We start from the raw sequence: 19,286 nt of genomic DNA on the forward strand, positions 1-19,286 counted from the left end.
CCGCCGCTACCGTCCGGATTTGCGCGTTCATCTCCGAGCCGGTCGTCCGCGAGACCCGGCCGCGCCCGCTGGTTCGGCGAGTTCGCTACGGATTCGTGTCCGTTCGATACATCACTCGCTCGGCTCCGCGTACACCACGCCTTCCTTCATCACGAAGTCCACCTTGCCGGTCACCTCGATGTCGGCGAACGGGTCGCCCGGCATCGCGACTATGTCGGCGATCTTGCCCTTGGCCAGCACACCGAGGTCGTCGAGCCCCAGGAGTTCGGCGGCCACGCTGGTGGCTGCGCGGAGCGCGCGGACCGGGGTGATCCCGTTGGAGACCATCGCGGGAAACTCGCGCCAGTTCTCGGCGTGCGGGAACATCCCGGCGTCGGTGCCGAAGGCTATTCGCACCTCGCTGGCGGCGATCAGGTCCGCGCCGTCCAGCAGGGTTTTGTGGTGTTGGTGGAACTTGCGGCGTTTGAATGCCGGTTTGCCCGCCCAGAATTCGTCGTCGTCGACGTGGCGGGCGTCCTGGAGGACCGTGAACTGGGTGGGGATCAGGAAGACGCCGTGGTCGGTCATCATCTGGAGGGAGGTCGCGTTGGCGAGATTGCCGTGTTCGATGCTGCGGACACCCGCGCGCACCGCGCGTTTGATGCCTTCGGCGCCGTAGCAGTGCGGGGTCGCGGGGCGACCTAGGTCCTTGGCGGTGGCGACCAGGATGTTCATTTCCTCCTGGCTGTAGGTGGTGTGCGAGGGATCGTCCGACGGGCTGGAGAAGCCGCCGGTCGCGCCGAACTTGATCCAGTCCGCCCCCGCCCGGATTTCCTGGCGTACCCGGGTGCGGATCTCGTCCTCGCCGTCGGCGGCTGCCATTTCCAGAACACGATGCGGCCCTTGTAGATTCGCGTCGAGGATCGCGCTGAAGTCGCCGTGGCCGCCGCGGGCGGAGATCAGGTGCGGCGCGACCAGCATGCGCGGGCCGACGATCTTGCCGGTGGCGATGGCGTCGCGCAGATCCAGGACGCTGAAGCCTGGGTCCGCGCCCATGAGGTCCCGGATCGTGGTGAATCCGTTGAGCAGCAGGGTCCGCAGCGTGGCCAGCGAGCGCAACGCGACGGCGGTGGGGGAGAGGGTGAGGGCGGAGACCAGGTCCGGTGTCACGGTCACGTGGGTGTGGCAGTCCATGAAACCGGGGGTCACGGTGTGCCCGCTCAGGTCGATCACCTGCGTGTCCGGGGGAGCGGTGAGTTTCGCTCCGATCGCGGCGATGCGATCCGCGTCGACGAGGATGTCGCGGGGGCCCGCGGGTTTGTCGGTCAATCCGTCCCAGAGATTCGCGCCACGCAGGAGAACGGCCATGGTCATCCTCTCGAATCCGCCGATTGCAGTGCGCCGAGCCGATCACTCGAATTCGGAATGCGAACGTATGTTCCCAGGAGAATGTGGTGCGGGGAACATAGATGAGTTCCCCGTCGCGCGGTGACTATATGACTTCGTGACGTTCACCTTCTAGCTTCGGGATGACAGTAATCCACCTCAGAAGGGTCGACATGCTGCACACCGATATTCCCTCCCGATCCGAACTCGAAGCTCTGGTCAACGCCTCCGCGCCGTGGTCCGTGTCGATCTACACCCCGACCGAAGCCGATACCGCGAGCCCGGAGGAGAACCGCATCGCGTTCTCCAATCAGACGCGCGAGGCCCTGGAACTGGTGGAAGACCGGAAAGCGCGATCGTCCCTGGCCGAGGAACTCGAGGATCTGATCGATGACGAGGACTTCTGGCGTTTTCAATCGCGCACATTGGTCGTGCACGCCACTCCCGAACGCATGCGCACTTTTCGAATTCCCAATCGACTCGAGGCCGGCGTCACCGTCGGCGAGCGATTCTTCGTCAAGCCACTGTTGCGGGCGGTCACCTTCCCGCAGTCCGCGTTCGTCCTGGCACTCGCCGAGGGCGCGGTCCGGCTGGTGGAGATCACCCCGGATAGTCCGGCCGCCGAGGTGCGCGTCCCCGGGCTGCCGACCAGTGCCGCCGATTACGCGCGCAAGTCGTCGCTGAGCGGTCGCGCACCCAAGGGCCGGATTCAGGGCACCGAAGGCCGCAAGCTCCGCGTCCGTCAGTACGCGCGGGCGGTGGACCAGGAGTTACGGGACCTGCTGACCGGGCGTGACCTGCCGCTGATCCTCGCGGCGGCCGAGCCGATCGCGGGACTGTTCAGATCGGTCAACAGCTACGACGGGCTGCTCGAGGAGACAATCGCGGGCAATCCCGAACACCTCACCGACGAGGAGCTCGCGACCCGGGCGCGGGCGATCCTGGACGAGCACTACGCGCGGGAACTGGCCGACCTGCGGAGTCTGTTCGAGCTACGCCGGTCCGAGGGCCGCGGCACGACGGATCTGTCCGATATCGCACGCGCCGCGACGTTCGGCATCATCGACACCCTGCTGGTGGATATCGATGCGACCATTCACGGCACGATCGCGGAGTCGGACGGATCCCTTACGCTAGCAACGGAATCGGAGGCGGATACACCGGGTGTCGTCGACGAGATCGCCAGGCGCGTCCTGCTGTCCAGCGGCCGGGTGCTGGCGGTGCGTGCCGCCGATATCCCGGACTCGGCGCCCGCCGCGGCGATCCTGCGTTACGCGATGTGAGCGGAATTGCCGACCGTTTCGGGCGACCTGTCAGCAAACCGGTCGTTCGGCCGGTTGTGTTGCCGTTCGAGCCTCACTGTCATCCACGTGAACGCTAACCGTTACCTGACGGAAAACCGGCAGCAAAACTACTGATCGATCATGAATAGGTCGGCATCAGCCGACTGACCGTAAGCCTGACCGGTTAACTCCACTCAGAAGGAGCGTTTCTCGTGCGGGTAATCAACGAGGCCGACATCCCGACTCGCGAAAAATCGCAGGGACCCGTCGTGGCCGTGTGGCCGGACCCCAGTCCCTTGAGTCAGTGGTGGGACGCGATCATGGACGGCGATCCCGCCGCGGCCGGCCGATAGATAGTTCACGTATCCCGCCGCCGGTGGCGCGGGCGGTCCGGACGCCTTGCAGCTGATAGGCATCCGGACCGTCCCGGGTCCGGACAGCGGCGACGTCGCAGGGCGCCGGTGCGATGCGGGCCGAGCACGACAGCGGGAGTCTGATTTTCGCTGCCGCACCCCGCGGGGGTGCATTCACCGGCGCCGACACGCGAGTCACCTTGTACCACTTGCTGTCCGGACGTTCCGAAGCTAACGCATCCGGGCATTCGCCCGGGTGGCGTTTGCCCCCGAGCCCGGCAATTCGGCACTCCTAGTCGGTGACATGACACAAACTGGTCGCTTGACGCAGTCGCTTCGCGTCCTCCCGGGGTTCCTGCCGCCCGGATGCGAGGATGACGGTCATGACCGCGCCCACCCCACAGCGTCCACAACCGGTGCGCCCGTTGCTGATCGTGTTGGTGGTCTGTGCTCTCGTCGGCACGGCCTCGCTGGTGGCGATCGTGTCGTTGCTGGTTCGGGACCGCAGCGACGAATCCCCGGCGGCCGCGCCTCTTTCGCCGGCGGCGACCACGACCACCGAGGTTCCGATCCCCGGGCTGAATCAGGCGAGTGTGGAGCGCGGCGTCGTGAAGGTCCTGCGTGACAGCTACGGCATCGAAGACGTGCGCGAGATGCGCTGCCCGGAGGGAATGACCGTGTCGGTGGGCGCGGAGTACGAATGCGCGGCCACCGTCGGCGGGGAGCCGAAGACCGTGCTGGTCCGGGTGACCCGGGTCGACGGGACGTACGAAGTGGGCCGGCCCCGCTGAGCACACCCGAGCCGAGGCGTCGCCTACATGGTGGTCCAGGTGCGATCGGCGACAGCCCAGCCGCACCGCACACCCGGTATCAACCTGAATGGACAACCGGGTGCGGGTGGGCGGAACCTCGAAATGAGTGCCGCGTGCGAAGGATCTTCGGGACCTACGCCTTCAAGAAGGTCAGTAGGTCGTTGTTGAAGCGCTCCTTGTCGCCGGGGACCATGGCGATGCCGTGCGAACCGCCTTCGTAGACCGTCAGCGTCGCGTCGGGGATCAGGGTCACGCCTTTGCGGGCCGTCGCGTCGATGGGGACCACTTGATCGTCGTCGCCGTGGATGAGCAGGGTGGGGACGTCGAACTTCTTCAGGTCGTCGGTGAAGTCCGTGTAGGCGAACGCGTCCACGCAGGCCACGCCGGCCTGGATGTTCTCCTGCATCGCCATCAGCCAGAACGCGTCCTTGTTGCCCGGGGTGGCTTTGGTTCCCTCGCGGTTCGCGCTGAAGAACCCTTCGGCGGTCTCGTGCCAGAACTGGGAGCGCTCATTGATGATCCCGCTCTTGATCTGGTCGAACACCGACTCGGGCACGCCTTCGGGATTCTGCGGCGTCTGCACCATCAGCGGGGGAATCGCGGACAGCAACACCGCCGAACGCACCCGGTCGGTGCCGTGTTTGCCGATGTAGCGGGCCAATTCGCCGCCGCCCATCGAATGCGCCACCAGCGTCACGTCCCGAACATCGAGGTGGTCCAGCAGATCGCGCAGGTCATCGGCGAAAGTATCGAAGTCGTAGCCGGTCCACGGCTGGTCCGACCGCCCGTGCCCGCGCCGATCGTGTGCGATGCCGCGGAAGCCGTGGTCGGCAACCCATTTCATCTGGTCTTCCCAGGCATCGGCGTTCAACGGCCACCCGTGGATGAAAACCACCGGGCGACCCGAGCCCCAATCCTTGTAGTGGATTCCGACTCCGTCACGCGTCGTACACACAGGCATGAATCCTCCTAATACGGTGAACCGGACTAGATGGTCATTGCGAGACGCCAACCAACGCTAGGAGCGGATCCGGCGGCGAACAACGTGTCGGCGGACACTGTTACCGAATGGCAAAGGGGAGAGGCCGGGTATGAACAGGGTGGTGGTGCTCGGTCGAGGCGGGGCGGGCAAGTCCACGTTCGCGGTACGGCTCGGCGCGGTTACCGGGCTGCCCGTAATCGAACTGGACAAGCATTTCTGGTCCCCCGACCTCACGCCGCTGTCCGGCGATCAGTGGGAGAGCGTCCAGCAACGACTGACGGCCACGAACAGCTGGATCCTCGACGGCGATCTCGGCCCGTACGACGTCCTCGGCACTCGTCTCGGGGCCGCCGACACCGTCGTCGTGCTGGACTTCGTGCTCTGGCGATGCGCCTGGCGCGCGGCCCGTCGCTCCCACGAGAACTTGGTCTTCTGGCGCTGGCTGATCGGGTACCGGCGACGCAGCCTGCCCGTCGCCATGGCCGCGATTGCCGAGCACGCGCCGGCCGCGGAGGTCCATGTGCTGCGCACCCCGCGCCAGGTTGACGAATTCCTTTCGGGGCCAACGGCTTCGGCACCGTGAATGTCCGCTGCGGAGCAGGTGATGTACCGGTTGATCTTCGCCACCGTGCGCCTGTCGACGCACCTTCAGCAGCGGCGGCAGTGCCGGAGAATCCGTTCGACATCAAATCTGTCCCGAGAATAGTTCTGTCCGAACAACTTTGCTCCCGATGTCCGGGCTTGCCAACCAATTGGGCCGACGGTGTGATGCCACACGTCCGCAAGGGCGTTTCAGCGGTCGAATATCAGGTGACTACACAAAGGTCATATATGGTGTAGCGGTATTAGATCGCTATCAACCCACCGGGCGCTCGGCAGCGTCCTCGGTTCGAATCTGATCAGAGGTGTCCCCCCTGCGGAATGCTCGATCAGTTGACCGTGCACTATACTCAGATCTTTTTCTGTGCGAGCGCTCCATTGAGCCGTGGTGCCGTGCATTACGCGGATATCGTGGTAGTCACGGAGAGCATATACGTGTCCCTCGTACACATGCCTGGAATCGATCAGCGAGCCGTTTGGATAACGCAATGCCCACAGATCGTAGTCGGAGCTGACCGGACGTCGCCGGCCATCGCGGCCCAGGTCGTACACCGCGCCAGTATCGTCAACATCAAGTGATCGGGATTGTGGAGAATTCCATTCCTGCAGCCGCATCAAATATCGCTTTTCAAGGGTTCCCCACTGCTCGTCCGACACTCCGTTTGGCCTGTCGGGAAGACGTGGATCGTAAATGCCCACCAAGCCGAGGTTCGCATGATCGGCACCGAGTACGACATCCAAATAAGTGATGGTCTTGTTCTTTATTTCCCGAGGTTTCGGCACCGAAATCCCAGACCTCAGCCATTTTATGCTATCAGGATTCGCTGGTCGCATATCGATAATAATATTACGGGTTTGCGCTGCCCTTTGTATTTTTATCTGATCCGAGGTCAAGATCCCGAACTTTTTCTCAATTTCTTCCGACGTGAGCTCTGCATCTAATCTCCGCGAGACGGAAATTTTATTGAGAATCCGAGCTAACTTGTCGGGCGCTAAGGGTTCTTCTTCGCCAGAACTGTTGCTGAACGCCGAATCCGTAGTACGTTTCGTGGTGGACAAAATATCGCATTGCTGAATGCATTGTCTCGCCGCGTTTTCTGCTTCCGTCAGCGCAGTTGCGGGCCTGCGTAGACCATCATCCGCGAAGTCATTCACCAAGCGCTTGTTGACTGCTGCCCATTCTCTCAAGTCGAGAGCCAGGCGCTCTGCAAGACCACGAAATGCAGCGGTTACGTCGCGATGCATTCATACCTCGACTGGGCGTCGTGGGGTCATCTCCGACGTATTTCCCGAAATTCGGTGGATCCGACTGACCCGGCCAGGTGCCCCATGGATGGAGCGGCCGACGGGAAGCCCGAACGGCTGATCCACTAAATTGGCCACCGCGACCAGAGGCAGGACGACCACCCGATTCGGAACGGGGCCCAACCCCGCATCCGAGAATTCCTTCATCTGCTCCCACGCCTCGTCCGCGAACACCTGCGTCGCCAAGAACACTTACCCCCAGCAACCTGATTGGCCCCAACCGCAGCAAAGCAACAGTCGAGTCGGTCCGCAGCGCGAGATGCTTCTCTGGCACATTGCTGTTCATTGTCGCGGTCGTTGTCTGCGCACGCTGGCCATCGGGTCCCCACCGAGTGGGAGCGGCAAACCAGCGTCGCGCGACGCACTGTTAAGTTATCGACGATTCCAACACTTAAGGCTGATTCCAAGAGCTAGACCAACGGCTTTCCTGCAGCGCGGCGGCGACGCATGTCGCGGAGATAGGTGTCGAGGGGGTAGAGGCGCCAGCGCTCGGGCAGGCGCTGCATGACGCGGCCGATGCTGCGCATGACGACCTCGAAGGCCCGCTGGCGGCGGGGGCCCCAGTCCAGGCCGAGCTGATCCCGAAAGTGTTGCGGGAGAAAGCCGGTGGTGAAGAACCGGTTCAGCCGGCGCAGCGCAAGGCGGCGGCCGCGGCCGTAGGGCGCGAGATCGACGACCTGATCGAGCAGGTAAACCTTGACCTCGGCGTCGAAGGAGAGTTCGGGAAGTTTGTTCTGCCAGTAGCGGGCGAAGGTGGCGCGGTCGGCGGGCCACTGTTCGGGCCGCATCTGCAACGTCGTGCCGAAGCGAGCAGCGTGGCGATAGAGGGTGTCGGCGAACTCGTCGTCGGGCGGGCCGTACAGCAGGGTCAGCGCGTCGGCCACCCCGCGGTAGATGCAGGCCGCCACCCAGAGCTGCAGGTTCGGGTCGAAAGCGTTGTAGGAGACCACACTTCCCGGGCTCGACCGCACGTGCCGGTGCGAGGTGTTCGTCGCGGCGCGGTAGGCGGCGCGGTCCTCGTCGGTGCCCAGCATCGCCACCGCGAGGTAGGTCAGCGTCGTGCGTCCACGCTTGGCCGGGCGCAGGGCGTAACTGCCGCTGGACACGGTGCTTTCCACGACGCCGCGCCCGACGGGCGGCAGGCTCAGCTGCATGATCACGTTGGCCGGGCCGCCCAGCAGTGCCCCGGCGCCCGCGAGATACGGGCGCGCGTCAGCGGCGGATTCGGCGGCGGAGTTCTCTATCGGTAGTGCCATCACAACCCTGCGAATCGATGAGATAAGTAGGGTTAAAGTCTCTCAGAGCGACCCGGGTCAGGCAACGGACCATGGAACCAGAACTCGATATTAAGTGAATGACAATTCTCACCTTGCGCTACGCTTCGGGCATTCAGTGGCGCCCGGCGCGGATGCGTCCGGGCCGCGGCGAGTGGAGAACCGATGGGAATCACCAAGCAATCACCGCGTCAGGTGCTGCGCACCCTGACCGATTCGGCGGCGGCCCTGGCGGTGCTGAACAAACGCGGGATGCTCGAGCTGCGCGACCCCCGCGAGATCGTTCGATCACTGCGCGACGCCGAAGTGTTCGGCCCGTTCGTCACCGTGCTGAACCATTCCGTGCGGCGAAACCCGCACTCGGTGGCCATCATCGACGAACGCGGTCCGCTGACCTTCGCACAGCTCGACAAACAGGCCGACGCGCTGGCGGCCGGACTGGCCGCGGCGGGGCTGCGGCCGGGTGCGGTCGTGGCGACGCTGTGCCGTGACCATCGCGGCATGGTGCTCGCGCTGCTCGCGGCGGGCCGGCTGGGTGCGCGCGTGGTCCTGATGAACACCGGTTTCGCCAAACCACAGTTCGCCGATGTGGTGCAGCGCGAGCAGGTCGCGATGGTTCTGCACGACAGCGAGTTCCTCGATCTGCTCGCCGCCATCCCGGCCGCGATTCCCCGCGTGCTGACCTGGGTCGACGCCGAGGACAAGGTCGATCGCCGGGCGGTCACCACCGACGTGCTGATCGCCACCCACGACGGCGGTTCGGTCCCGGCGCCCGAAAACCCCGGCGGCATCGTCATTCTGACCAGCGGAACCACCGGAACCCCCAAAGGCGCTCCGCGCGACAAGGTTTCACCCCTGCAGTCGGCGCAGTTCCTGGATCGGGTGCCGCTGCCGCGCGAGAACACCTTCGTCATGGCCGCGCCGATCTTCCACGGCACCGGACTGTCACAGCTCACCCTGGGCTGGGGCCTGGGCAACGCGATCGTGTTCCAGCAGCGCAGGTTCGACGCCCGCCGCACCCTGGCCAATATCGCCGAATATCGCGCCGCGGCACTGATTCTGGTGCCGACCATGCTGCAGCGCATCGTCGATCTGGGCCCCGAGGTGCTCGCCGAATACGACACCTCGTCACTGCGGGTGATCTTCGCCGCCGGCTCGTCGGTGTCCCCGGACCTGAGCCTGCGCACGGCCGAGGCCTTCGGCGATGTGCTGTACAACCTGTACGCCTCCACCGAGGTCGCGGTCGCCGCGGTGGCGACACCGCAGGATCTGCGCGCGGCCCCCGGAACGGTGGGCCGCCCGCCCGTCGGCTGCCGGGTGGCCCTGTACGACGACAAGCGCAAGAAGATCAGCGAAGCGGGCGTGATCGGCACCATCTTCGTATCCAGCGGACTGAGTTTCGGCGGGTACACCGACGGACGGCACAAGGAGATCGTCGACGGTCTGCTCTGCAGCGGCGATATCGGCCATTTCGACGCCGACGGACGGCTGTTCATCGACGGCCGCGATGACGACATGATCGTGTCCGGCGGCGAGAACGTCTATCCGCTCGAAGTGGAGAACCTACTCGCCGGGCGACCGGATGTGTTCGAGGCCGCGGTGATCGGGGTCGCCGATCGGGAGTTCGGAAAGCGGCTGCGGGCCTTCGTCGTTCGCGCACCCGAGGCCACGACCACGGCCGAGGAGATCCGGGAGTACGTCAAATCCAATCTCGCACGGCACAAGGTGCCCCGGGACGTGGTGTTCATCGACGAACTGCCGCGCAACGCCACCGGGAAACTGGTGCGGAGCCGGCTCGAGGCGATCACGGACTGACCGAGCCGCGGCGGTGCGCCGCCGCCATCGCTTGGCCGTCCTGTCCAGAACAGCGACGGCCAAGTTGGATGAACTGTCCTATCGGTGCGGAGCGACGCAGATCACACTTCGCGGAATGTCAGATGTCGCAGCGGCTTCGAAGGCCGACGATCTCGAGCGGGCCGCATTCACCTGGAAATCACTGCTCGCGGGGCGCGGTGGCCGGGACGGCAAGGTTTCGGGTGGCAGGTTCGGGGTGCGCGCACGCCTGCTGACGATCGTGCTCGTACCGAGCCTGACCTTGCTCGGCGCGGGTGTCGGCGCCGCCGGATACCTCATCCTCGCGGGCCGGGACGCGCGGCAGTGGGCCGAATTGGCCAGTGCCACGCTGGGTCCGGCGGTGCGGATGGTGCAGGCGTTCCAGGAGGAACGCCGCCTGTCCGTGCTGCACATCGGCGGCGACGAATCGGTCGCCGTGTATCTGACCACCGCCCGCCAGCGCTCGGACGACGCGCTGCTCAAGCTCCGGCAGCAGGGGATCGACGCGGCCCGGATGCGGGCCGACTTCGCCACCGACATCAGCGGATACGACAAGCTGTACGAGCAGCTGCCGGGGCTGCGGGCAGCCGTGGACCGTCGGGTGATGGCCCCGCAACCCGTCGTGGCGGTGTTCGGGTCCATCATCGACGTCATCATGTCCGCCACGCTCCTGGCCGGGCGTGCGGCCCCGTCCTCGGATGTGGCCACCGAACTGTCCAAGGGACTCGGTCCCTTGCGGGCCAGTGAGGCGCTCTCGCGCGCCGGTGCGCTGGCCTCGGTCTTCGACACGCTGAGTGTGGAGCACTTCGTCGAGTTCAGCAATGAGGTCGGCGAGTTGCGCGCCGAAATGAGCTTCGCCACCGGCATTCTGGCGGGGCCCAGGCTCGACCAGCTGAACGAGCTGCTGGGCGGCGAGGACTGGCGCGGTGTCTTCGCGTTCCAGAACGAGCTGCTGGGCCGCGGGGCGAAGTCCACCGCCGCGGACAAGCCCCGCGGCGATGCGTCGGCCGACGAGACCGACGCGCTGGCCGCGGGTATGCGGATCCAGACCAAGCTGGTCGCGCTCTGGGAGGGCCAGACCCGCGACGCGCAGGATATCGCGGTGCGTAATTCCGAAGCCACGCAGCGCAACTCACTGCTCGGCGGGCTCGCGGCGATGAGTATCGCGATCCTGGGGTTCCTCGTGGTGTTGCAGTTGGCCAACCGGCTCATCGCGCGCATGCACCGGTTGCGGGTGCAGACCTTGGAGCTGGCCGATCACCATCTGCCCCAGGCGATGCGGCGCGTCGAAGCGGATCCCTCGGCCCGCACCGACACGCAGCAGCGGCTGGATTTCGGCACCGACGAGATCGGTCAGGTCGCCGACGCCTTCAATCGCGCGCACGGCGCCGCGCTCGCGGCGGTGTTCGCCGAGGCGAAGCTCCGCGCCGGGGTGAACTCCGTCTTCGTCAACATCGCCCAGCGCAGCCAGGTGATCGTGCACAAGCAGCTCGAGATTCTCGACTCGGCGGAACAGCGCGAGGAGAGCCCGGATCGTCTGGACCTGCTGTTCCGGCTGGATCATCTGGCGACCCGGGCCCGGCGCAACGCGGAGAACCTGATCATTCTCGGTGGCGGCACCCCCGGACGGCGCTGGCGAAAGCCGGTGCCGCTCATCGACATCGCGCGCAGCGCGGTCGCCGAGAGCGTGGACTACCGCCGGATCTCGGTGGCGAAGATGCCCGATGTGCACCTCGGTGGCGCGATGGTCGCGGACCTGATCCACATCCTGGCCGAACTCATGGACAACGCCACCGCCTTCTCTCCGCCCGAGTCGCGGGTGGAGGTCACGGGGCGGATCGTGGGCAAGGGCGCGGTCATCGAGATCGTCGATCAGGGCCTGGGCATCCCCGACGCGGACGTGGAGATGCACAACGCGCTGCTGGCGCAGCCGCCCAGCTTCAGCCTCGAGACTCTCGTCGAGGACGGCAGACTGGGGTTGTTCGTCATCGCGACCGTCGCTGCCAGGCACCGCATTTCGGTGCGGCTGCGGGAATCGCCGTTCGGCGGGATCTGTGCGATCGTGCTGATCCCGACGCAGCTGATGGGTATGGGCGCGCCCGAGGCGGCGACGATGGGGCACGGCCCGCACGGCGTACCGGGGCAGGCGAGTCTAAGTTACTGACGCTTCTCACATTGGTTCGCTCAGAGAAGGCGGCAGATCCCTCCGCGAGCGCGGATAACATGCCTTGTACAAGGCAGATTGAAAACGTCAATTTGCAACACCGCATGATTCCCGTGCGCTATGTTGGTGAAGATTCCGCACAATGTGTAGATTGGAAGCAGCTCGGCGGCCATCCCGCTCCGCGCAGCAACATGGGGGTGGCCGCCGAGCTGTCGAAGGGATGCGGCGCGCCGGTCCGCGGATGATCGCGTCGCGCCGTCCCGACCGGCGCGTGATGCCCGAATTTTGCCGCCCCTTATCGGGTGTCACGCGCCCGGTCATCGCCATCGATTCCCACTACCGCAGGACAACGTCGTTCGCCCATCGCCCGGAAGATCCCATGACAGAGCACTCCACCGCCGCGAACGACCTGCTGTCCGATGCCTGGCGCATTCTGAGCGGGTTTCATCCGGAGTTGTCGGACTTCCTGCGCGGATCCAGCGTGGAAGAGCTCGAGCGACCGGACGGCGGCGCGCTGCGCATGTTCAAGGAATGCGGGGCCACCGGACTGATCGTCGCGAAGAGCGCCGGGGGAATTGGGGCCTCGGCCGAGCAGATGGCGCACATATACCGTGCCATCGGCTCGCGTGCGCCCTCGCTCGCGGTCGCCTCGTCGTTCCATCACATGTCCCTGGCGGCCCTGATCGAGCTGACGGCCGCGGGTCCCGCGGCCGAGCGTGAGACGGTGCAGTTTCTGCTGGCCGCGGGCGCGCTGGTGACCTCGGGGTTCGTCGAGGACATACCCGGCGGCGGCCGGACCCTGCCCGCCACCACCCGCGTGCGCGGGGAGGGGAACCGCCTGCTGGTGGACGGCTACATCCGACCGTGCTCGATGGCGCGGTCGATGGATCTGGTGCTGTGTCCCAACGAATTCCATGGCGCGGGTCTGGGCATCGCCGTGGTGGCCGCGGGTTCGCCGGGGCTGTACCCGAGCCGGTCGTGGAACAGCCCGCTGTTGCGCGCGACCGAGACCGAGGAGCTCGTGCTCACCGGGGCGCCGGCGGCGGCGCTGCTGTTCGGTTCCGAAGCGGCGCAGCCCGACATCGAGCGCATCGCGCAATCCTGGTCGTCCATGCTGGTGGTGGCTTCGTATCTGGGTATGGCGACCGCGCTGATGCAGCGGGTGCTCGACCTCGGGGTCCGCGATCCGGGATCGTTCGCGTCGGCGGCCGCGGCGGTCGAGTCATCCTGGAGCGCGCTGCTTTTCGCATGTCGCGAGTTCGACGCCGGTGCGCGCGACACCGCCGCGGCGGTGCGGATCATGTACGTGCGATGCGCCCTGCGCGACAATCTGTCCCGCATCGCGGCCCATCTCATCGAGTCGATGGGCGCGGGTGCGTTCGGCGACAACTTCGAAATGCCCTACCTCGCGGGATGCTTGCACGCGCTGGCACTGCACCTGCCCAGCCGCGGTCGCATCGCCTCGCACCTGTACGAGTTCCATCGCAGCGGCGCCTTCGATCCGCCGATCCCGCCACCGTCCGCCGACCGGGCACCGGGTGAGCGGGTTGCACACTAGCGTTGGCCCTCTGCTCGACATCATCGGTTGCACTATCTGATCGGCCCGCGGGAAACATGACCACATCGACCATCACCGAGGCGGGGACGGCCTGGCTGCGCCGCCTGGTGCCCGATCTGCTGGACCACAATCAGCTCGAAACGATCGTCGCCTACACCGACGAACACATACTGCGCGACGTCCCCGAGATCGACACCAAGGTCCTGCGCGCGAACCTGCACGCGAGCTCGCTGGCGCTGGGGCGCACGATGCTGCCCGGGCTCGTCACCGGCCTCACACCCAGTGATCTGCCGGACGAAGCGCATGTGCTGGCCGAATCGCTGGCCTATGCCGGATTGGATCTGCGGATCCTGCTGCGTATCTATCGATCCGGGCAGCAGGCGATGATTCGCGCACTGTCCGATCAGATCAAGCGATCCGCGCTCGAGCCCGGTGTGGCGGGGGAGCTGGTCATGCATTCGGCGGCGTGCGTCGCGGACTGGGCGGGCACGTCGGTGGAGACGTTGAGCGGTGTGTTCGCCGCCGAGCACACCGTGGACCACGCGGGCCGGTTCGCGCGTCGCCGGGTCACCGTGCGGGCGATCGTCGCGGGCGCGCCCATCGATCCGACCGTGGCGCAGCATCGGCTCGGCTACGTCCTGGACGACGCGCACCTGGGGTATGTGCTGTGGCTCGACGACGACGCTCCCGGCACGCTCGCCGATCTCGAACGCACCGCCCAGCGCATCGCCGCGCACCTGGACGCGCGCGGCTGTTTCACCCTGGCCTGCGGTCCCCGGGCGCTGTGGGCGTGGGCTCGCACCGCCCGCCACGCCAGTGTCGAGGTGTCGCGGATCGCGGCCGAGGGGCCGGTGCGCGCGGCGTTCGGGCTGTCCGCACCCGGCATCGCGGGGTTCCGCCGTACCCACCTGGAAGCCCTTGCCGCCCAGCGCATGCTGCGGCTGGCCGCGCGCCCGGGCCATATCGTGCTGTACGACTCGATCGAGCTCGAATACCTGATCGGGCAGAACCCGGAGGCCATGCGTACCTTCGTCGAACGCGAGCTGCACGGGCTGCTCGGCGCCGATCCGACCGCGGTTCGCCTGCGCGAGACCCTGGGCTGCTACCTGGAGTCGATGTGCAGCATCGAGTCGACCGCCAGGGAGCTGAGCGTGCACCGCAATACGGTCCGCTACCGCCTCGAGCAGATCGAGCAGCTGCTGGGGCACCCGGTGGACAGCCGCCGTCTCAAACTGGAGGTGGCGCTCAGATGCGCTGCCTCGCTGACCGATTGACCGAGCGCGCGGGCATGTTCCACCCGGTGTGCCGGGCCGCGCGGCGTCGGGCCCCGGGAGGGGAGTGCCCGGCGTCGTGCCGGCGGTACGCGGTGCGAAAACCGCTGCGGGGATGCGGAAGACGGCCTCGCTCAGTGCGCGGGACGCGGTTCGAGCATCGGGACCAGGAAGTCCCGCGCCAGGCCCGCCAACTGCTCGTCGTCCTCGATGTCGACGATCTGGCTCGGGATCGCCAGGAACGAGGCGCAGATCCGGACCATCACCTCGGCGACGACCTCGATCCGCACGTCGCGGGAGATCGTGCCGGCGCGCTGTTCCTGGCGCAGCTGCAGGACCACGAACTCGCGGACCATGGCGACCGCGCGCCCGCCGTCGCCGATGAGCGAGGCGATGAACTGGTCCGGTTCGGCGGCGATCATGGTGCCTATCAACGGGTTTCCGCGAAAGGTGCGCAGGGAGCTGACGAAGCCCTGCACCACGCGCTCACCGGGAGTCTCGGCTTCGGCGATGTCGATGAGGAACTGGTCGAAGTAGCGGCGGAACTCGCGCAGGATGACCTGTTCGACCAGGTCGTCCTTGGTGACGAAACGCCGGTAGACGGTGATGCGCGAGACGCCCGCCTGGCGGGCGACGTCCTCCATGGTCGAGCGCTGGATGCCCCACTTCTGGAAGCGTTCGTCCGCGGCGTCGAGGATGCGGGTCCGCACCGGGTCGGTGTCGTCGGCGGTGTCGGTGGCCTGCACGGCGGCGAGGTACGCGCGTTCGAGGAGCGACTTCGCGAGGGGCGTGGGGTGTACGTGCTCGGATTCCACCGATGTCCTCCTGCGACAGCTCAACTGGCGTTCACTGACCGATGACGCCGCCATCGCGTTCCGGGTGTGCAATCACGTGGCATAGTGCACATCGTCGATGATACGTCCGGGCGTTAACTGTTTCGCAGTCGGTATTCGAGGGGGCGAGGCCGGCGAAGAGTAGCGATCTGGTTCGCCGGCCCCGGCGCCGCTCGGACGTGCTCGAATCAGCGGTTGGTCAGCGGGATTTCGATGCTGACCGGCATGCGCAGCTCGGCCAGGTACCACATGGCGAACTGGCGCAGGAACTCGTCGAACATCCAGTAGGGGATGTCGACCACGGGCGCGATGTTCAGCGCGCCCTCGCGCACCGCGACGAACGGCCCCCACGCCACTTCCAGCAGCGGGCTCCAGACGGGCTCGCGCGGGATGTGGAGCCAGTCAGCGATCTTGTTGCCCATGACGTATCGGGTGAACGCGCCCAGGATGCCGCGGCTGAGCAGGCTCAGATCGAGGTTGGCGCCGAGGTTGAGCAGCTGGTCGGCCAGGTTGATGCCTTCGGCGGTCGGCGCGAGTACCGGGTCCAGGACCTGCTGGGCCTGGGACTCGGCCTGGCCCCACGAGGCGGGGATGTATTCGTCGCGAATGCCGATCAGGTGCCCCGCCAGCTGCCAACTGTGCAGGTAGCCTTCGGATTCGGCGGTCGGGATGCGGACCTGCCAGGCGTTGAGGGTGCGCATGATGGTGGTGGCCAGGCTGTGCCAGGTGACCATGAGATCGTCCTGGCTGATGGGGGTGACCCCGGCGGGCCAGTACGGCGACTGCGGCAGCAGGTTGCGCACGGCCGCGTGGATGATGCGGGTCTTGACGCAGGTCACGATCATTTCGCCGTCGGTGCCGTAGGCGTTGACGGTGCCGATGTCGTAGCCGAACTTGGCGGTTTTGGCGATGCGGTCCTTCAGGTGTGAGCCGCCGCGCGAGTAGTAGACCGCCAGGGCCTCGTGCGGGATGACCGTCGACATCATGCCGCTGGCGAAGGCGTAGAGCACTCCGAGGTAGAGCCCGCGCTTCTTGTTGAATTCGAAGGAGCTGGCGAGCTTGCCGTGGTCGGCCCAGGACGGGAGTTGGCGGGCGTGCTCGATGAAGGAGGCGAACTCTTTCGGGAGCCCGGCCGGCAGCGGCTGCCCGTTGTGAGTCCAGCCGGCCAGCAGCTGGTTCACCCGGGGAACGTCCTCGTTGTTCATCACCGTGGCCAGCACCGAGTCGGCGTCGGGGTCGAACAGCGTCAACGGGTCCGCGCCGCCGCCGCTGCCGACGATCGAATCGTTCGGCGACCACGTCCACGGTTCTGCTCGCGCGGTTCGCGCTACCAGTGCCATGGCGCCGGCCGCGCCCAGAAGCCCGCCGCCGACGCGCAATGCGTCACGCCTGCCGAGTTGGTGTGCACCCATGCCATTCCCTCTTCATTGAGTCTTTGATACAAAGACACGCGAGGCGTATCAATGTATCTTCACTACAGCACACCGTGACTGCCATCACAACCTCCGGATTCGGACACCTGCTCGGAAAGATCTCCCGCTAGCGACCGGCAACGCGCCGCGACCGAGCGGGGCTGGGGCACAGGGTCTTCCGGCGGGGCGTTGTTGACCGTCACACCGAAAACGAAAGCGAAGGACCGCGTGATGAACCTGTGGGTTGTCGTTCAGAATCTGCTCAACCAGCTCGATCTGGGATCCTCCGGGAGCAGCGGGCCGAGGTACTGACCGCGTGGCGTCCCCGTGTGACCGGTTACCACGAAGGAGAATTCCGGTATGAGAACTGGAGCAAAGGCCGCGGCGACGGCACTGAGTCTGGCAGCGGCGAGCGCGGTGCTGGCCGGTCCGGCCGCCGCCGAACCGGCAAAGCCCACAATCGTTTTGGTGCACGGCGCGTTCGCCGACGCCACCAGCTGGGACGGAGTCGCGAGCGGCCTGCGCGCCGACGGGTACCGAGTCGTGGTGCCCGACAATCCGTTACGCGGGCCCGGCAGCGATGCCGCGGCCATCGAACGGACGCTGGCCGGGATCGACGGGCCGATCGTGCTGGTCGGACATTCCTACGGTGGCGCGGTGATCACCAATGTCGATGATCCGGACGTGAAGTCGCTGGTCTATATCGCGGCGTTCGGGCCGCAGCAGAACGAGCCCGCCGCCGTGGCGATCAACCCGCTGCAGTTCCCCGGAAGTCGTCTGCTGCCACCGGCGTTGGCGGTGAAGCCCTCCGAGTCCGGTCTGGACGCCTACGTCGAGCCCGCGTACTTCCACGACCTGTTCGCCCAGGACGTGAGCCCGGCGACGGCGGCGAACATGGTCGCGCATCAGAAGTCCGCGGCGGTGATCGGCAATGTCGAGCTGTCCGGCCCGGCGGCGTGGACGAAGACGCCGAGCTGGTATCTGGTCTCGGCTCAGGACCGCGTGATTCCGCCCGCCGCACAGCGTTTCCTGGCGCAGCGGATGAACGCGCACACCAGCGAGGTCGATGCCTCACACGCCTCGCTGGTGTCCCAACCGGCCGCGGTCGTGGCCGTCATCGAGGAGGCGGCCGGGTAGGAGCCTCGGGGTCGATCAGGCCGGGCGCCAGGTGCTGATCGCCCAGATCACCACGATGTCGAGGGCGATGATCACGATCGACCACCACGGGTAGTACGGCAGCCAGAGGAAGTTCGCGACCAGCGAGATCCCCACGATCGTGATGGCCGCGACGCGGCCCCAGGTGGCGCCGGAGATCAGGCCGGCGGCGCTGAGGATCAGCACCGCGCCCAGCGCGACGTGGATCCAGCCCCAGGTGCTGATGTCGAACTGGTAGGTGTAGTTCGCGCCCACGACGAACAGGTCGTCGTCGATGACCGCGGCGATGCCCTGCAACAGGGAGAGCACGCCGAGCACCATCAGCAGGATCGCGGCGCCGATCGAGGTTCCGGCCGAGAAAGCCTGGCGTCCGGAATGGTCGGTTACGGGTGTGGTCATGCCGATTCCCCTCTCCGGCGGGGCGCGGTTGCGGCCCCGCAGCGGTTGCGATCATCGCGCGGGGGCGGGGCGCGGCGCTTCATCCGATCCGGGTGATTGCGCCGACCGCCTCCGGACCGGTGCGGCTCGCCGTGGTCTCAGGACGGGGGATCGGTGTCCTGGACACGGGGAAAGAGGTGGTCGAAGCCGATGGCGAACGAGTTGTCGCGGGGGTCGACCATGACGGTGAAGGTGTGCCCGCGGACCAGTTCTCGATGGTGATCCAGGGTGCAAACGGCGGTGAAGGCGGTGAATCGGTCACCGCTGATCTCGACGGTGAGATCGGCGGTGTCCGGGTTCTCGCCACCGGCGCGAATCTCGTCGACCGAGATGATCCGGGCTGTTCCCGGGACGCCGGCGGATTGGAATCTGCGTTCGTTGGCGCGCCATTGGACGGTGCTCACCACCAGCGCCACGCCGATGGGAAGGGTGATCACGCCCGTGCACAGGCCGTCCGCCCACCCGCCGCCGGTGAGTGCGAGCAGTGGGCCGAGTGCTATCAGGACCACCCCGATCAGGTACGTGAACGCGCCCGCACGCGGGCCTATGAGTTCGACCTGACTCGGTTCGTCGTTCTCGGCGGCGGTCATGCGGCGGTGCCCTGTTCGATCTCGTCGTTGATTCTTCACCGGTGCTTCGGGGACGGAC

Annotated in this window: 17 protein-coding genes; 9 read left to right on the plus strand and 8 right to left on the minus strand. The window is 66.4% G+C overall.

Going from position 1 to position 19,286, the window contains the following annotated elements:
* Positions 1-111 precede the first annotated feature (111 nt).
* On the minus strand, positions 112-1,347 hold the full coding sequence (locus ACFVBH_RS26415; RefSeq protein ID WP_379005478.1) for an amidohydrolase family protein: 1,236 nt from the start codon (positions 1,345-1,347) through the stop codon (positions 112-114).
* Positions 1,348-1,538: 191 nt separating this feature from the next.
* On the opposite strand from ACFVBH_RS26415, the gene ACFVBH_RS26420 reads away from it, so the two are divergent.
* From ACFVBH_RS26420 to ACFVBH_RS26430, 3 genes are all read left to right on the plus strand, one after another.
* A complete protein-coding gene (locus ACFVBH_RS26420; protein WP_379005480.1) occupies positions 1,539-2,648 on the plus strand; it encodes a hypothetical protein in 1,110 nt (369 codons plus the stop codon).
* Positions 2,649-2,860: 212 nt separating this feature from the next.
* Positions 2,861-3,001 (plus strand): hypothetical protein, encoded by a 141-nt coding sequence (locus ACFVBH_RS26425; RefSeq protein ID WP_379005482.1) that lies wholly within the window; start codon positions 2,861-2,863, stop codon positions 2,999-3,001.
* 383 nt (positions 3,002-3,384) lie between these two features.
* Complete coding sequence (locus tag ACFVBH_RS26430) at positions 3,385-3,792, plus strand: DUF4333 domain-containing protein (RefSeq protein ID WP_379005484.1); 408 nt, start codon at positions 3,385-3,387, stop codon at positions 3,790-3,792.
* Between the two features lie 154 nt (positions 3,793-3,946).
* On the opposite strand, the gene ACFVBH_RS26435 is transcribed toward ACFVBH_RS26430, so the two are convergent.
* Positions 3,947-4,774 (minus strand): alpha/beta hydrolase, encoded by an 828-nt coding sequence (locus ACFVBH_RS26435; protein WP_354987873.1) that lies wholly within the window; start codon positions 4,772-4,774, stop codon positions 3,947-3,949.
* Between the two features lie 130 nt (positions 4,775-4,904).
* On the opposite strand from ACFVBH_RS26435, the gene ACFVBH_RS26440 reads away from it, so the two are divergent.
* Positions 4,905-5,378 (plus strand): adenylate kinase, encoded by a 474-nt coding sequence (locus tag ACFVBH_RS26440; protein WP_379005486.1) that lies wholly within the window; start codon positions 4,905-4,907, stop codon positions 5,376-5,378.
* 242 nt (positions 5,379-5,620) lie between these two features.
* Here ACFVBH_RS26440 and ACFVBH_RS26445 read toward each other — a convergent pair whose 3' ends face one another.
* Positions 5,621-6,640: a hypothetical protein gene (locus ACFVBH_RS26445; protein WP_379005488.1), complete on the minus strand. Its 1,020-nt coding sequence runs from the start codon at positions 6,638-6,640 to the stop codon at positions 5,621-5,623.
* Positions 6,641-7,110: 470 nt separating this feature from the next.
* The gene (locus tag ACFVBH_RS26450; protein WP_379005490.1) at positions 7,111-7,956 is read right to left on the minus strand and encodes an oxygenase MpaB family protein; all 846 of its coding nucleotides are present in this window, start codon (positions 7,954-7,956) and stop codon (positions 7,111-7,113) included.
* A 183-nt stretch (positions 7,957-8,139) separates the two neighbouring features.
* Here ACFVBH_RS26450 and ACFVBH_RS26455 point away from each other — a divergent pair, with 183 nt between their 5' ends.
* The 4 genes from ACFVBH_RS26455 to ACFVBH_RS26470 all read left to right on the plus strand — a co-directional run bounded on the left by ACFVBH_RS26455 (position 8,140) and on the right by ACFVBH_RS26470 (position 14,803).
* Positions 8,140-9,789 (plus strand): acyl-CoA synthetase, encoded by a 1,650-nt coding sequence (locus ACFVBH_RS26455; protein WP_379005492.1) that lies wholly within the window; start codon positions 8,140-8,142, stop codon positions 9,787-9,789.
* 115 nt (positions 9,790-9,904) lie between these two features.
* Complete coding sequence (locus tag ACFVBH_RS26460; RefSeq protein ID WP_379005494.1) at positions 9,905-11,971, plus strand: nitrate- and nitrite sensing domain-containing protein; 2,067 nt, start codon at positions 9,905-9,907, stop codon at positions 11,969-11,971.
* A gap of 241 nt (positions 11,972-12,212) precedes the next feature.
* Complete coding sequence (locus ACFVBH_RS26465; RefSeq protein WP_379005496.1) at positions 12,213-13,529, plus strand: hypothetical protein; 1,317 nt, start codon at positions 12,213-12,215, stop codon at positions 13,527-13,529.
* 56 nt (positions 13,530-13,585) lie between these two features.
* Positions 13,586-14,803: a helix-turn-helix domain-containing protein gene (locus ACFVBH_RS26470; protein ID WP_354987882.1), complete on the plus strand. Its 1,218-nt coding sequence runs from the start codon at positions 13,586-13,588 to the stop codon at positions 14,801-14,803.
* Positions 14,804-14,934: 131 nt separating this feature from the next.
* Here ACFVBH_RS26470 and ACFVBH_RS26475 read toward each other — a convergent pair whose 3' ends face one another.
* Both ACFVBH_RS26475 and ACFVBH_RS26480 read right to left on the minus strand, forming a co-directional pair.
* On the minus strand, positions 14,935-15,615 hold the full coding sequence (locus tag ACFVBH_RS26475) for a helix-turn-helix domain-containing protein (RefSeq protein ID WP_354987883.1): 681 nt from the start codon (positions 15,613-15,615) through the stop codon (positions 14,935-14,937).
* Between the two features lie 206 nt (positions 15,616-15,821).
* On the minus strand, positions 15,822-17,045 hold the full coding sequence (locus tag ACFVBH_RS26480; RefSeq protein WP_354987884.1) for an oxygenase MpaB family protein: 1,224 nt from the start codon (positions 17,043-17,045) through the stop codon (positions 15,822-15,824).
* Between the two features lie 360 nt (positions 17,046-17,405).
* Here ACFVBH_RS26480 and ACFVBH_RS26485 point away from each other — a divergent pair, with 360 nt between their 5' ends.
* Complete coding sequence (locus tag ACFVBH_RS26485) at positions 17,406-18,182, plus strand: alpha/beta hydrolase (RefSeq protein ID WP_354987885.1); 777 nt, start codon at positions 17,406-17,408, stop codon at positions 18,180-18,182.
* A 15-nt stretch (positions 18,183-18,197) separates the two neighbouring features.
* Here ACFVBH_RS26485 and ACFVBH_RS26490 read toward each other — a convergent pair whose 3' ends face one another.
* Complete coding sequence (locus tag ACFVBH_RS26490; protein WP_354987886.1) at positions 18,198-18,599, minus strand: hypothetical protein; 402 nt, start codon at positions 18,597-18,599, stop codon at positions 18,198-18,200.
* 137 nt (positions 18,600-18,736) lie between these two features.
* A complete protein-coding gene (locus tag ACFVBH_RS26495; RefSeq protein WP_379005500.1) occupies positions 18,737-19,228 on the minus strand; it encodes a hypothetical protein in 492 nt (163 codons plus the stop codon).
* Between the last annotated feature and the right edge of the window lie 58 nt (positions 19,229-19,286).

Source organism: Nocardia sp. NPDC057668 (assembly GCF_042799795.1).
Lineage (GTDB): Bacteria > Actinomycetota > Actinomycetes > Mycobacteriales > Mycobacteriaceae > Nocardia.

Coding starts and splice junctions, on each gene's coding strand:
- ACFVBH_RS26415 (WP_379005478.1), bottom strand. CDS start 1,347: ATGGCCGTTCTCCTGCGTGGCGCGAATCTCTGGGACGGATTGACCGAC.
- ACFVBH_RS26420 (WP_379005480.1), top strand. CDS start 1,539: ATGCTGCACACCGATATTCCCTCCCGATCCGAACTCGAAGCTCTGGTC.
- ACFVBH_RS26430 (WP_379005484.1), top strand. CDS start 3,385: ATGACCGCGCCCACCCCACAGCGTCCACAACCGGTGCGCCCGTTGCTG.
- ACFVBH_RS26435 (WP_354987873.1), bottom strand. CDS start 4,774: ATGCCTGTGTGTACGACGCGTGACGGAGTCGGAATCCACTACAAGGAT.
- ACFVBH_RS26440 (WP_379005486.1), top strand. CDS start 4,905: ATGAACAGGGTGGTGGTGCTCGGTCGAGGCGGGGCGGGCAAGTCCACG.
- ACFVBH_RS26445 (WP_379005488.1), bottom strand. CDS start 6,640: ATGCATCGCGACGTAACCGCTGCATTTCGTGGTCTTGCAGAGCGCCTG.
- ACFVBH_RS26450 (WP_379005490.1), bottom strand. CDS start 7,956: ATGGCACTACCGATAGAGAACTCCGCCGCCGAATCCGCCGCTGACGCG.
- ACFVBH_RS26455 (WP_379005492.1), top strand. CDS start 8,140: ATGGGAATCACCAAGCAATCACCGCGTCAGGTGCTGCGCACCCTGACC.
- ACFVBH_RS26460 (WP_379005494.1), top strand. CDS start 9,905: ATGTCAGATGTCGCAGCGGCTTCGAAGGCCGACGATCTCGAGCGGGCC.
- ACFVBH_RS26465 (WP_379005496.1), top strand. CDS start 12,213: ATGATCGCGTCGCGCCGTCCCGACCGGCGCGTGATGCCCGAATTTTGC.
- ACFVBH_RS26470 (WP_354987882.1), top strand. CDS start 13,586: ATGACCACATCGACCATCACCGAGGCGGGGACGGCCTGGCTGCGCCGC.
- ACFVBH_RS26480 (WP_354987884.1), bottom strand. CDS start 17,045: ATGGGTGCACACCAACTCGGCAGGCGTGACGCATTGCGCGTCGGCGGC.
- ACFVBH_RS26485 (WP_354987885.1), top strand. CDS start 17,406: ATGAGAACTGGAGCAAAGGCCGCGGCGACGGCACTGAGTCTGGCAGCG.
- ACFVBH_RS26490 (WP_354987886.1), bottom strand. CDS start 18,599: ATGACCACACCCGTAACCGACCATTCCGGACGCCAGGCTTTCTCGGCC.
- ACFVBH_RS26495 (WP_379005500.1), bottom strand. CDS start 19,228: ATGACCGCCGCCGAGAACGACGAACCGAGTCAGGTCGAACTCATAGGC.